Origin of the sequence: Paenibacillus arenosi (assembly GCF_014841135.1) — a bacterium.
Lineage (GTDB): Bacteria > Bacillota > Bacilli > Paenibacillales > Paenibacillaceae > Paenibacillus_B > Paenibacillus_B arenosi.
Genome location: NZ_JACYTN010000004.1, coordinates 11,334 through 24,547 on the forward strand (window position 1 = coordinate 11,334; position 13,214 = coordinate 24,547).

General features: G+C 45.6%; 11 protein-coding genes, 1 pseudogene and 1 other annotated feature. Of the genes and pseudogenes, 4 read left to right on the forward strand and 8 right to left on the reverse strand.

Going from position 1 to position 13,214, the window contains the following annotated elements; translation table 11 throughout:
- Positions 1-105 precede the first annotated feature (105 nt).
- Positions 106-488: a binding site (T-box leader), on the reverse strand.
- 115 nt (positions 489-603) lie between these two features.
- The 7 genes from IFO66_RS08265 to IFO66_RS08295 all read right to left on the reverse strand — a co-directional run bounded on the left by IFO66_RS08265 (position 604) and on the right by IFO66_RS08295 (position 6,330).
- Complete coding sequence (locus IFO66_RS08265) at positions 604-1,869, reverse strand: glycosyltransferase (protein WP_192024701.1); 1,266 nt, start codon at positions 1,867-1,869, stop codon at positions 604-606.
- Entirely contained in the window at positions 1,866-2,489 is a 624-nt protein-coding gene (locus IFO66_RS08270) for a TetR/AcrR family transcriptional regulator (RefSeq protein ID WP_192024702.1), read from the reverse strand. The genes IFO66_RS08265 and IFO66_RS08270 overlap by 4 nt, the downstream gene beginning before the upstream one ends.
- A 235-nt stretch (positions 2,490-2,724) precedes the next feature.
- Positions 2,725-3,753, reverse strand: a complete 1,029-nt coding sequence (gene tsaD / locus IFO66_RS08275) for a tRNA (adenosine(37)-N6)-threonylcarbamoyltransferase complex transferase subunit TsaD (protein ID WP_192024908.1) — start codon at positions 3,751-3,753, stop codon at positions 2,725-2,727.
- Positions 3,754-3,835: 82 nt separating this feature from the next.
- Entirely contained in the window at positions 3,836-4,327 is a 492-nt protein-coding gene (rimI, locus tag IFO66_RS08280; RefSeq protein ID WP_420488658.1) for a ribosomal protein S18-alanine N-acetyltransferase, read from the reverse strand.
- An 89-nt stretch (positions 4,328-4,416) separates the two neighbouring features.
- A complete protein-coding gene (gene tsaB, locus IFO66_RS08285; RefSeq protein WP_192024703.1) occupies positions 4,417-5,280 on the reverse strand; it encodes a tRNA (adenosine(37)-N6)-threonylcarbamoyltransferase complex dimerization subunit type 1 TsaB in 864 nt (287 codons plus the stop codon).
- A gap of 4 nt (positions 5,281-5,284) precedes the next feature.
- Complete coding sequence (gene tsaE / locus IFO66_RS08290) at positions 5,285-5,761, reverse strand: tRNA (adenosine(37)-N6)-threonylcarbamoyltransferase complex ATPase subunit type 1 TsaE (RefSeq protein ID WP_192024704.1); 477 nt, start codon at positions 5,759-5,761, stop codon at positions 5,285-5,287.
- Between the two features lie 377 nt (positions 5,762-6,138).
- Entirely contained in the window at positions 6,139-6,330 is a 192-nt protein-coding gene (locus IFO66_RS08295) for an H-type small acid-soluble spore protein (RefSeq protein ID WP_192024705.1), read from the reverse strand.
- A 315-nt stretch (positions 6,331-6,645) separates the two neighbouring features.
- Between IFO66_RS08295 and ku the strand changes: the two are divergent.
- The 3 genes and pseudogenes from ku to ligD all read left to right on the forward strand — a co-directional run.
- A pseudogene (ku, locus tag IFO66_RS23775) lies at positions 6,646-7,590 on the forward strand (non-homologous end joining protein Ku); the annotation flags it as partial.
- Between the two features lie 598 nt (positions 7,591-8,188).
- Entirely contained in the window at positions 8,189-9,337 is a 1,149-nt protein-coding gene (locus tag IFO66_RS08305; RefSeq protein WP_192024707.1) for an ATP-dependent DNA ligase, read from the forward strand.
- Between the two features lie 178 nt (positions 9,338-9,515).
- The gene (gene ligD / locus IFO66_RS08310) at positions 9,516-10,403 is read left to right on the forward strand and encodes a non-homologous end-joining DNA ligase (protein WP_192024708.1); all 888 of its coding nucleotides are present in this window, start codon (positions 9,516-9,518) and stop codon (positions 10,401-10,403) included.
- Here the strand turns inward: ligD and cls are convergent.
- Positions 10,389-11,810 (reverse strand): cardiolipin synthase, encoded by a 1,422-nt coding sequence (gene cls / locus IFO66_RS08315; protein ID WP_192024709.1) that lies wholly within the window; start codon positions 11,808-11,810, stop codon positions 10,389-10,391. The two genes, ligD and cls, sit on opposite strands and share 15 nt — an antisense overlap.
- 337 nt (positions 11,811-12,147) lie before the next feature.
- Here cls and IFO66_RS08320 point away from each other — a divergent pair, with 337 nt between their 5' ends.
- Positions 12,148-13,191, forward strand: a complete 1,044-nt coding sequence (locus tag IFO66_RS08320) for a M23 family metallopeptidase (protein WP_192024710.1) — start codon at positions 12,148-12,150, stop codon at positions 13,189-13,191.
- The last annotated feature ends 23 nt before the right edge of the window (positions 13,192-13,214 follow it).

Genomic DNA, 13,214 nt, shown 5'->3' on the forward strand with positions numbered 1-13,214 from the left:
TTATGTGTTTGCGTGTTTAGTTTTAGTGTATGTTTTGATTTACATTTACCTCAGATTCTAGCTCCACCCTGGTGCCTAGTGCATACAAAAAAGCCCGCCGTCTCCTAAAGAGACGACAGGCTGCTGCTGCCGTGGTACCACTCTCATTGGTGAACCGCCTTTCGCGAAAAGACGAACTTCACCCGCTCCACCGCACACGTCCCATGTCCGGACATCGACCGTGCGCGTACCTGATGACGGAGGCTTCCGTAACGAACTACTAACAAGACTCAGGTGCATCATACTGCTGCTGTATTAGGTGCCTGCAAGCTTGCAATCAAGCATGCATCTATCCCTATCCAGCTTACTTATTCAGCATGATCCTAATCGCCCAATTCTTCGCTCGCTCCGCTCAAAGGCGAGTTCAAAGTCATCCACCTACCGCATCGCACCTTACTGCGGCTCTCTGAAGGCTTCACACTTCTACTGTTCCTTGTCATAGCGTTTGAATTATTATTTTTCCAATTATTCGGAAAAGGTTTGTGCTTATTATAGTTCCCAAAATACCGCTCGTCAATAACCTTTTTTAAAATAACGCTCTATAAACAAAATGCCGCAGCTGTTTCATTTCGATTTTTTCAAGTGTCTGTCTACAAAATCAATCGTGCGTTCTACTCCCCTTTCTTGATTTACTTTTTCGGATAAAGATGCTGCTTTATTGTTCAGTTCAAGGCTGTTGACTAGCGAATATATCGCCTCCGCAAATCGCTCAGCCGTCATTTGCTTCTCAAGCAGCGTCGGCGTAGATACACCTAACTCATGCATACGTCTAGCCCAAAAAGGCTGATCGCCTGAAAATGGACAAATCGTCATTGGCTTGCCGGCCTTCACGGCAGCGGCCGTTGTTCCAGCTCCGCCATGATGAATAACTCCTGCGGATAATGGAAACAACCACGAATGAGGAGCCTCTTGAACGTATAGGATGTTCTCGTCCATGTCATTAGCGTGGTTTTGCATACCGCTTGAACCTGTCAAAATGATTGCACGCTGTCCCGTTTGCTTTAAAGCTTGCTTAAGCATTGACAATACGTTATCCGGCTGTTTTAGAGGCATGCTGCTAAAGCTTATAACAATAGGAGCAGAACCATTCTCTAAAAATGATACTAGTGCCCGCGATGGCTTCCAATCGTCCTCGCCCTGCAGCAACCAATACCCCTCCATACATACTTGCTCACCCCATTTTGGGTTGTACGGGACCGTTGCCGGGCTGCAACCATAAAGAATTGGAACAGCTCTTCCTTCTATGCTCAGATCATTCGTAAAAATACTGCGGGCGGGCAAGTTCAGCGTCTCTCGTCTCCACTTGTTCATAATGCCCATAAAAGATAATAGAAAGAGCCGATTCAGCACATAACTTTTTTCATTTAACCAACGATTTGATATGGATATTGGCAGTATCGGATTCGTAAAATCTCCAGTAGGTGCAATGATAGGAGTTGGATGAGCTATAAAAGCAGGAATACCCCGTTTCTGAGCAATATCGTACCCACCTATAACTTTTGGATGATAAATAAGTACATCCGCATGCTGTGAAGCTGCCCATATATCTTCTAGCATTTGTGTGATCATCGGATAGATAAGCTTTTTCATTTGCTTCAATATTTCCAAGGGATTGTTACCAAGCATTCGCTTGCCTTCTTCCGATTCCGTTAATTTCATATAATCAGCACGTATCGGACTGAATCCGATCCCTTGCTTCAGAACAAAACTTTCAAAATGTGAAGAAGTAGCGATTACCACTTCATATCCACGCTTCTGAAGACCAACCCCCAAGGCCACGAATGGCTGGACATCACCACGTGTCCCAATCGTTAGCATGATGATTCTCATACATGCTCATCCTTCCTATAGATTCCGTATTTTAACATCTCTATGTAAGGACTTGTATCTATAGCTTCTGCTATTTCATCTACGTTCCATTCTTTGTCTTTCATCATGGACAAACGCTTCGTAATTAATGCCTCCAAAGATAGCAGTACAAATTCAATTGCTTGTGCAGCATCAATCCCGTTGCGAAACTGATTAGGATCAAGCCTATTTGCGAGGAGAGGAATGAAATGATATTGCATTTGCTGTTGCTTTACTTCCAGTTCAGCTTTTAATGGTTCTGGAATATTTATAAACACGTTAGAAATGAATCCATATCGTACAGGATCGCTTTTAAATACTTCAATTTTTGTATTTGCAAGCTGCTCCAGCGCTGCAAAAAGATCAGCAGGAAGCTCTGACAGATTCGATGTCATTGCACCATAATAACGTTCTATACACTCCTCAACTAATGTTAGATACAACGTTTTTTTGTCCGAAAAATAATGAAACAAGATTCCTTTTGAAACCTTAGCAGCCTTCGTTATTTGATTTGTAGATGCTGCTTCATATCCTTTTTGGCGAAACTCTTCTAGTGCTGCCTCCAATATAGCTTGTTTTTTATCTACTTGAGCTGCTGGCATCGTTAAGCACACCACCTTCATCATTGCATTGACCATATGGTCAATGATTTGTTTTACATTATATTACAACTAGACCACGTGGTCTATTTTATTATTTAACCAACCATGCACATATAAAAAACCTGTGGCTAGAAGGAAAGCGAATGGAGTCCATTCCCTTCTAGCCACAGGTTATAATTGTTGCCTATGCTTGAAACTGCTCACTCTATTTAAATGATTTAAACTACTTAAACCATTACCAGCCTTCCAACGAAAATGTTGGATGCGCATTAAAGTCGAGTGACGTGAATTGTTGCTGTTTCCATTTCAAATATCCAGCAGCACCAATCATAGCCGCATTATCTGTACAATATTCCATTGGCGGTACGAGCAATGGCACACCTTCCGCTTCGCAGCGAGCTGTCAGTTCAGCGCGCAGGCCTTTGTTCGCAGCTACGCCACCGCACAGTAGAAGCTGCTTAGCATCATATTCCTTAACAGCACGCATTGCCTTGCCAACAAGTACGTCGATGACAGACTCTTGGAAGCCGCGAGCGATAGCCGAATAGTTAGGCTCATTGCCTTTCATTTTCGACTGGTTCACAACGTTAAGCACGGCTGACTTCAAGCCACTAAAGCTGAAATCATAGCTGTCTGCTTCCAACCAAGAGCGAGGCATCTGCACCACTTCGTCTGCTTCAAAAGCAAGCTTGTCGATATGCGGGCCACCTGGGTATGGGAGATTAGCCGCACGAGCGACTTTGTCATAGGCTTCTCCTACTGCATCATCACGCGTACGTCCGATCAGCTTGAATTGACCTTCACTCTCAATATGGACAAGCTCTGTATGACCACCTGATACCACAAGAGCCATACAAGGATATTCTATCTTTGCAGTAAGTTGGTTCGCATAAATATGACCTGCGATATGATGAGTCCCGATAAGCGGAATGTTAAGTGCCATGGCAAGCGACTTGGCTGCTACGATCCCAACAAGTAAAGCACCAACTAAGCCAGGACCTTGCGTAACAGCGATAGCGGACACATCTTCCAGCGAAATCGCAGCTTCCTCAATAGCCTGCTCGATCATCACAGTGATAGTTTCCACATGCTTACGCGAAGCAATCTCTGGCACCACACCACCAAAACGACGATGCACATCGATTTGACTCGAAATCATATTCGACAATACTGCATGCCCATCGCGCACGATGGCTACAGAAGTCTCATCACAACTTGTCTCAATTGCTAATATATAAATAGGCTTGTCCGACGGCGTTGACATGCTTATATCATTGTTGCCGTTCACGGTACTACCTGTATCCTTCTCATTCACCGTTTGCTTTCCCACCTTTAAGCTCTTTAAGCTAGTAACTGCTTGCACGTAATTGATCGATATTCGTCCACATAATAAGCGCATCTTCGTTATTATCAGAATAATAGCCTTTACGAACACCAGCAGGTTCAAAATCATATTTGCGATACAATCGCTGAGCTACTTCGTTTGTTACACGTACTTCAAGTGTCATCTTATTCATACCATGTGCGGCTGCTTCTGTGATGAGCGTCTGCATAAGCTTCTCACCAAACCTACGCCCTCTGCTGTCAGGATGCACCGCAATGTTTGTAACATGTGCTTCATCGATTACTGTCCACATGCCTGCATAAGCAATGATTGTACTATTTTCTTCAATGACCCAATAATGAGCAAATATATTGTTTGTCAGCTCATTGTAAAAGGCATCATTCGTCCATGGCAGCGTGAACGAAGCTTGCTCCACAATCTGTACAGCCTCAATATCTGCGACCGTCATCGGCCTTACTCGTGCAGGCTCAGCATGAAGGCTTGCTTGTTCCACTGAGTTCACGCTCCTTATCTAGCATTTATTCGATTCTAATCCTACTTAGATAGTTGATCACATTAGTATTTCAAATCGGTTATCCCGTTTTATTGACCTTGTTGTTGCTGTTGCTGCTTCAGCTTTGTTTCTGCTTCCGTCAATTGAGTATAGTTCGGCTCCAAGCGATGAACTTCATCTGTATCCTCTGCGAGTAGTCGCGCAAGACCGAGTATCCCTACCCATGCAGCATCCATAGGTGATGATTCTAGATGAACACGGTGACCAAATGCAGTCTGCAACTCCTCCAACTTGGCACGGTGCTGATCGACATCTCCAGCGAAAATAATATGCAGCTCTGGATTGTTCTCCAATGCTTGTGTTGCTTCATCCACAATATCCACTAACATACGAATGCCATCTGCTGATTGACGAGTACACGCTTCCTGTATCGATAAGCTGCCCGTTATTACATGCTTTATCAAAGGTTGTCCATTGATATCAAATGCAGCTGTATATACTTGACCACGACGTGCGTCCATAATCGGATAAATGCGCACAGGTGCACTGCAAGCAATAGAGAAATCTGAGTCATTTGTATTTATATTTTCCGCTACAAGCGTGCTTATTTCCTCTCCTTGCGCAGCAGCAGCCAATCCGCTCAATGCAAGTGCATGTAAGCTAGATACGCCAACAACCGGTTTACGCCAAGCCCATGCCAGCGTTTTAGCTGCGGTCACTGAGATACGCACACCTGTATAAGAGCCTGGTCCAATACCAACCGCAATTCCATCGACTTGGCTACCTGTCCAACCTTGTTCCGTCAACATAGCCTGCATCGTTGGATTGAGTCTAATCGAATGATTACGTTCCTCTGAAGACTGGATTGTATTTATAATGCTCGTCCCTTCCAACAGCGCAGCTGCCATCGTAGCTGTCGACGTATCGAAGGCCAACATTTTTTTTGTATGCATTAGATTAAATTCCTCTCCACTTTATCTCGTTCAGCTGTGTCGCAAATGGCTCACCGTATGCCGTCAGACGCATAGTGCGGCTCTGCTCGCCTTCATATTGAATGAATAGGTGCAAATATTGAGGTGGCAGCAATGGTGTAATAATGCTTGACCATTCCACAATCGTTACTCCATCGCCATAGAAATATTCATCCAAGCCAAGTTCATCCGCCTCGGCCATGCCAACACGATAAACGTCCATATGATAAAAAGGCATCTCGCTGCCTTCGTATTCTTTAATAATCGTAAATGTTGGGCTGTTCACGACCTCATTCACGCCCAAGGCCTTGGCAAACGCCTGCGAAAAGCGTGTTTTGCCTGCTCCCAAATCCCCGTCAAGCGCAATAACAGCACCTGGTCGGCATTTTTTAGCCAAATGCTCTGCCAATTTTACCGTATCTGCTTCACTATTTGATATATAGGTCATTTCCACTGATTGCATTGCGTTCACTCCAAACGTTTACTGAACAGCGGTCAGCTGTACCTTTCCCAATTGTTCATTAGCTGGCTGTTCAATAGTATTTCTATATTATATCGGTGCTTAAAGTGTTGCCGCAAGGAATTTACAGAAGACGTAGCAATATGAAGGAGGAAATTTCCTGAGGTAGACTTTATTTCATAAACGCAAATAAACAGATGAAGGATTTCACTTTGCCTAGGCTCCCTAATGTATATCAGGTACAGCTTCGACTTTGTCCTTCATCTGTGATATTTATCTGTACAATTAACTAGCGTCAATTTACTGCATGACTACATACGCATACATATTTACGTATATACACGTATACACGCAAGTGCGTGCTAGTAAGGCAAGAGAAACTATTGATGACTTTCTTCTTTCAATCGTTCAACGGATACCGTTTGTGTATCAGCAGGATTGGTACCAACTTGAACCGTAGCCATCCCGTTGGCAACATCCACACTTTCAATCCACACAGAGTGCTCCCCATCTAGCTGTACAACGAAATTGCTTGAAGAATCGTAAATTTCCTTTGCTCGATTAACATTCATTGGCTGCTTCCTCCTTCGTATTGCTGAAAACGCATCGTTGTTACCTTTTTAGGCTTCCTTGTCGCTTTAACGTCTACTGTTAAACGGGACTACACCAAACTACACTACACTTATGTTCACTTCTATTGCCAGCATTAATAACGTCTCCCAATCATTTAAGTTCATGCATCTTAACGTGGTCTTACATGGCATGTACTTGTATCCAACACTTACCCGTGTTGACTTCCTCCACGAATCTCATACTAACAGCATTAACGTGTAGTCACGCTTTTCATACCCATTCTAGAGCCTATCGCATAAGAAGGAGGGAACAACATGCATACGGTGTGGAAAGGGGCTATTAGCTTCGGCCTTGTCCATGTGCCAGTTAAGATGCATACGGCCACAGAAGATAAGGACATTTCGCTGCGCATGATTCATAACAAATGCGGCAGCCCTCTATCCTATATACGTGAATGCCCAGTATGCGATACAGAGGTGCCTTGGGGCGACATTGTTAAAGGATACGAGTACGAGTCAGGTCATTTCGTGCTGTTTAATAAAGAAGAATTGGATGCACTTCAAGAAGAAGCAAGCCGTTCCATTGCGATTCAAGACTTCGTCGACTTGCAGGACATCGATCCCATTTATTATCAGAAGACTTATTATTTATCACCTGATCAAGCTGGAACAAATGCTTATCAATTACTTCGCGAAGCGCTTAGGCTTACAAATAAAATCGGCATCGCCCGTGTAACACTGAGGGCCAAAAGCAGCTTAGCAGCCATAAGAGTTATCGATAATTGCCTCGTAATGGAGACGATGCATTTTCCAGATGAAATACGCGCAGCCAGCGCGGTGCCAAATGTACCCGCACAGGTACAAGTTAACGACAAGGAGTTGGAGATGGCAAAATTGCTAATCGGCCAATTATCCACTTCTTTTGAACCACATCAATATAAGGATGAGTATCGTGAGCGACTGCTCTCACGCATTGAGCAAAAAATAGCTGGAAAAGAAGTGAAAGCTGCTCCTCAGCTCCATCAGGAGACACCTATTGTCGACCTGATGGCTGCGTTGCAGGCCAGCATCCAAGCTACGATGCCGGGAATGGCACCTGCCATGATAGCGACAGACGCAGGAATTACGGCGGCGGGGGCGCAACCAAGGGGCGCAGCTAATGCTAGCACAAGCACTGCGGCTAAACCCCGTCGGCGCAAGGCTGCGTCTGGCACAGGCGCAGCTCCAGTGAGCAACAGCGCTGCCCCAGTGGACAAGCCCGCGGGGGCAAGTTCACCCGCTATGCGCGGCGCAAAGGCGGCGACACCGCCGTTAGGCGTTGGCGGTGCATCGCAAGGAGGTGCGCCAAGTAGCATAGGCGCAGAATCAGCAAGTGCCGTCACGGCAAGCCCTGCACCAGCGGCTAGCGGATGTGGTCGCAGGCGCACAGCAAATGCGCCCGCGGCAGTTGATGCAGCCAGCCCAGCGGGAGCAACTGGCACCGCTGGCTTGATCGGCGAGCATATCGCCGCGAGTGCAGCGTTGCCTGCTAGCGCGGCTGCGAGCTTGACAGCCCCAGCACCTGCTGCGGCTGATGGTGCTGCACGTCGACGCCGGCGCACAGCGAAAGCTGCGCCTGAGGCGCTTACAGTTGGAGCTGCCGCCGTTGATAGCGGCGCTTCAGCGAAGGCAGTGCGCAGCGCGAACGCTGCAAGCGCTGGCCCAGTTGATGCCAGCGCCGCGAAGCCGCGCAGCACGCGCCGTCGGCGCATGCAAGCAGCAGAAGCTGCGCCCGAAACAGCAGTAAGCCCAGCTCCTGCTGCCGAGAGCGCAACCGCTAAACCTGTGCGGCGCACACGGCGACGCAAGAGCGAGGCGCATGCCTAGGGCGCCCCGCTCACGCACCGCTACGGGGCAAGCGAAGCAGGCTGCGGCATCTGCTCCATTTATCGCAGCAGATACTGACGCTGCTGCCCTAACCAATATTCCCGCTTCACTAAAGCCAGCGAAAATGCGTGTAAGCGCCATCGACCCGCACAGCTTTGTGCCGATGGCGCCCATTTTAGCTGATGCCGTCCCGCAAGGCTCCCAGTGGCTGCATCAGCTGAAATGGGATGGCATCCGCCTAATTGCTGACTGCAATCTTACTAGTAAGCAACCAAGCATAAAATTGTACACGAAGCGAATGCTAGATCGAACTTCCTCATTTACGATAATCGAACAAGCTCTTGCTCAGCTACCTGCGTTGCAAGGTCGTTCTGCCGTATTGGATGGAGAAGCAGTCGTCATCGATCCACGATTGCACAGACCTTCCTTTAGCCTTATTTTGCAGCGCCAGCGATCGTCTACTGCAAAACAGAACGAAATAGCCGCCCATCAGCGTTGGCCATTATCATACGTTTTATTTGATCTTATCGCCTTAGATGGTCAAGATTTGCGAACATGGCCTTATGAAGCGCGGCATCAACAACTATTGAATTTATTTGCTTCACAGGGACAGAACCATTCACTTTCCAAACAAGTCTCTATTCAGGTAACGGACGTTTATGAAGACGGTCAAGCACTTTGGTCGTGGGTAGTTGAGAACCAATGGGAAGGGGTTGTGAGCAAACGAAAAAATGCTCCCTACAGCAGCGGTAAGAAGCATCAGGCATCCTATAAATGCAAAAAGGAATTAGAGCTAACAGCATTAGCCTACGGCGTAATCATAAACGAAGGACGCATAGCGAGCCTCATTCTTTTCTCTCAGGAAGGAAGCTATTTAGGTCGTGTAGCCATCGGTCTTCAGCAGCAGCATCGAGAGCTTCTAGAAACGTGGGCACAGCATCCTGATCATGCCAATGCCACCAAAGCATATATGGCCGAACCAGCACCTTGTCCAAGTAAATCGCTGCCACAACAACTGCGTCGTCTAACGATCCGATGGTTTCATGCACCTCTGCCCTGCCTCGTAGCCGCATTAGAAATGAATGAATCAGGACTGCTTCGACATCCAAAATTACTTGCACTTCCTTACTTGTCTGAATAAGCATGAACAGTAACCATTCGATGGGCGATAAATGAACTGAAAATACGCTCACTAGTCATTCAGCACCAACTGAATTGGGCTATCTACTTGTTTTGTTCAACGTTTACTCTTTAACCATTTCAATTTTCACATTCTTGTAAAAAGCTAAAGCTCAGTAATTATAAGGAGTGTATTGAGGATGACAGCCCCCTTCATCATGCTGCAAGTCGAAGGTCATGACGTCAAATTATCTAACCCAAACAAACTGTTATGGCCCGCGCTTCAGATTACGAAGGCAGATTACTTGATGAAACTGCTGCAGCTTGCTCCCTATTTGCTGCCTGCTTGTGCTAATCGCTACTTAACAACGATACGTTATCCAAGCGGGGTACCGGGAGAGTCCTTTTATCAAAAAAACTGTCCTGATTCTGCCCCTGCCTTTGTAGAAAGAGCCATGCATGGCGACATTCGATATGTGCTGCTGAATAATACGGCCACCCTGCTATGGCTGGCTAACTTAGCTTGCATCGAGTTTCATCCATCTTTACACACCGTCGATAATCCATTGCCAGAACAGTGGATTATCGATCTGGATCCTTCTGTGACGGTTGAACCGCGCATTATGGAAGCCGCAATGCTAGTTGGCGAGCTGCTATCCTCGCTTGGCATCAACAGCATCCCAAAAACATCAGGCGCTACAGGTATTCAAATAATTGTGCCTATTTCCAAAGGCCCTACCTTCGATGAACTGAAAGGTCTAGGGCTATTTGTTGCCCGCTATTTATGCGATCGTCATCCTAATCTGTTCACAATCGAACGATTAAAAAAACATCGTGGAACCCGTATTTATATCGATTATGCGCAGCATGATGCAGGCCGTACGATTGCTGCCGCTTATACGCCACGCGCCACTCCCTACGCCTCGGTTTCCACGCCTCTAACATGGGAGGAAGTAGCGCGTAATCCAAGCCCGCAGCAATTCACATTGTTAAACGCAGCAGAACGCTTAAATCAAGTCGGAAATCTATTAACACAAGTGCCCCCACAACACATGGAGCCTATCTTACTCGCTCTAAAGCAACGGTGATAGCATTCGAGAAATAGCTTCCATCACACGCTGTTTGTGTGATCGCTCCATAAAATGTCGATATTCGATTTCTCTACTCACTTCGAAGTCTTCAAGGAAATCGGTCTCCACACGATAAATGGCCTTGCTATCAAATAGAATAGCGTTAAGTTCGAAGTTACAATAGAAACTACGCATATCCATATTTGCCGTACCTATACAAGCTAATGTCTTATCGATGATGAGCGTTTTGGCATGACAAAATCCTTGTTGATATTCATAAAATTTGACCCCTGCCTTCATCATCTCTTCTAAATACGAACGAGCCGCCCAATCAACGATGTTCGAATCGGATTGATGAGGAATAATAATACGAACGTCGACTCCACTCATCCCCGCCGTCTTAAGCGCTAGCCTAATACTCAGATCGGGCACGAAATAAGGAGTCATCATCCATATTCTTTCTTGTGCACTTATAAGGGCTCCGAAGAACAATTCTTGTGTTGCTGCAAGGTCTGCATCAGGGCCACTTGATACCATTTTAACTTGTTCATCTCCTGTACACTGATGCGGTGGGAATAACTCCTCCTGCCAAACTTTCTGTCCCGAAGCAAACGACCAATCATGTAAAAATACAGCTTGCAGCGCATAAACAGCATCTCCCTCGATCTGCATATGGGTATCGCGCCAAAAACCAAGTTTCTCATGGTAACCAGCATATTCATCTCCGATATTAAGACCGCCAACATAGCCGATTCGCCCATCGACGACAACAATTTTTCGATGATTGCGATAATTTAGTCGCCGTCGAAATAGGGAAACAGCAAGTGGAAGAAAGAAATGAAATTCGACCCCCGCCTTACGCAACTTCGTCACATAGGCTTGATTCAATTCCAAGCTGCCAATCCCATCAGCGATAACACGAACCTGCACACCTTCACTTGCTTTTTGAATAAGCAATTCCTGAATCATGCGTCCGATCACATCATCTCGAATAATATAGAACTCCATATGGATATGATGTGTCGCTGACTTCAATCCTTCTATTAAGGCGTTATAAGTTTCCTGTCCATTCGTTAAAATAACCGTTCGATTACACCCAGTCATAGGGCTGTCCGACAAGGCAGATACAAGTCCAAACAAGCGCGGCTGCTTTCTCATGTACACATTATTCATACTATTGAGGTTCGTAATTCTAGTAATACTCTTTATACGTCCTAACAAATCGCCCTCATAACGATTATGCCTTACTCGCCTTCTCGCTGTATAATCCTGAGCCACAAAATAGTACAGCACAAAACCAATGAGCGGGAAGCAAAAGGAAATCAATAGCCATGCTACGGTCTTTGAAGGATGCTTATGCTCCAGAAACACAATCGTAATCAACTGGATTATGTAAATGACTAGTATCGCAATGACCCATAACATCCCTACTCCCCCCTCTACATTGTTCTAGCCAAGCATTACGTTTATGTCCAAAGACCAACATCCATTTTATGTATGTGTTTTCACTTCCTATATGAAATAGACACATGCACACAATTTGAATCATCATTTTGAAATCATCATATCGAGGCAATTACAGCACAAATCTATTTATTTACCACATCACGACAAACCCTTTGGAACTTGTAGTCATGTTCTGTCCTACTATCGAATAAATTTATATTAGAGTTTGTACAAGATAGTTTAGGTATTCCATCCTGTGTTATTCAACTCTCGTTAGCCTTGCAAGTCTAGACTGAATAGAGTGAGGTGATAACTTATGAAGCGGCGGTGGTGGAAACAATCTACAACGCTACTCGTCATCCGAGAAGCGGAACAACCAGTCAAGCAAGTAAAAATCCCGAAGTTGCTCATCGTCTCCGTACCCATTGCAGCAGTCATGTCTCTTTCCGCATTTGTTGTACATTTACAATGGAAATCGGCTGAGCATATTCAGGAGTTGGAAGGTCAGATAGCTAAGCAGGCACTAGTACTCGATGTCACCGTGAAAAATAAGGAGCAAGCAGTAAGTAAGCTTCAACAGGAGATCATCCGTCTGAGCAAAGAGACAGAAAATGTGAAACAGCGCGTGTCCAAAATTAGTCATTGGGAACGACAGCTTGAACAGTTTGTCCAAGGAAATAAAAATCAATCGAAGGATGCCCCTACTCGCAGCTTGTCCCGTATCAGCACGCTGCCTATTTCACGTCTTAACAGCAAGCAGCAAGGTGGCGAACTTCAAGCTCTGACGAATGAACAGCTGTTGAAGCTGTCCCAACAGTCTCGGTTCGATATTGAAGAAGTAAACAAACTTATTACCGAAATGGAACGTTCCCTCCCCACATCGATAAAGCAAGCGAAAAGGAAACAAGCGGTTATTCAAGGCACACCCTCTCTATGGCCGACACAATCACAGCAGCTGACTTCTGGCTTTGGCTACCGGAAAGATCCTATAACAGGACAGGCTTCTTTCCATGCCGGTGTTGATATTGCTGGCGATATAGGCGATCCGATTTATGCTGCTGCTGAAGGAACCATTACAACTGCTGAATCTCATTATGCAAGAGGCAACTATATCATTATTTCTCATGTGAATGGATTAGAAACGTGGTATATGCATCTTAACAGCATCCAAGTACGTGTCGGAGACCAAGTAGCCAAGGGAGATAAGATAGGAGAACTCGGAAATACAGGAAGAAGTACAGGGCCGCATTTACATTTTCAAGTTATGCAGCAAGGAGAAGCAACAAATCCATCTCCATATATCGGATCTTCAGCCTCCTTCCCTGCTTCACACAAGCCACATAAAAAGATAGACGCTTAGCTAATTATTCGACAAGGAGTTGA

Bases quoted from the DNA above. Each gene is read 5' to 3' on its own strand.
- IFO66_RS08265 (WP_192024701.1), bottom strand. From the start codon at position 1,869: ATGAGAATCATCATGCTAACGATTGGGACACGTGGTGATGTCCAGCCA.
- IFO66_RS08270 (WP_192024702.1), bottom strand. From the start codon at position 2,489: ATGCCAGCAGCTCAAGTAGATAAAAAACAAGCTATATTGGAGGCAGCA.
- tsaD (WP_192024908.1), bottom strand. From the start codon at position 3,753: ATGTCAACGCCGTCGGACAAGCCTATTTATATATTAGCAATTGAGACA.
- tsaB (WP_192024703.1), bottom strand. From the start codon at position 5,280: ATGCATACAAAAAAAATGTTGGCCTTCGATACGTCGACAGCTACGATG.
- tsaE (WP_192024704.1), bottom strand. From the start codon at position 5,761: ATGCAATCAGTGGAAATGACCTATATATCAAATAGTGAAGCAGATACG.
- IFO66_RS08295 (WP_192024705.1), bottom strand. From the start codon at position 6,330: ATGAATGTTAATCGAGCAAAGGAAATTTACGATTCTTCAAGCAATTTC.
- IFO66_RS08305 (WP_192024707.1), top strand. From the start codon at position 8,189: ATGCCTAGGGCGCCCCGCTCACGCACCGCTACGGGGCAAGCGAAGCAG.
- ligD (WP_192024708.1), top strand. From the start codon at position 9,516: ATGACAGCCCCCTTCATCATGCTGCAAGTCGAAGGTCATGACGTCAAA.
- cls (WP_192024709.1), bottom strand. From the start codon at position 11,810: ATGTTATGGGTCATTGCGATACTAGTCATTTACATAATCCAGTTGATT.
- IFO66_RS08320 (WP_192024710.1), top strand. From the start codon at position 12,148: ATGAAGCGGCGGTGGTGGAAACAATCTACAACGCTACTCGTCATCCGA.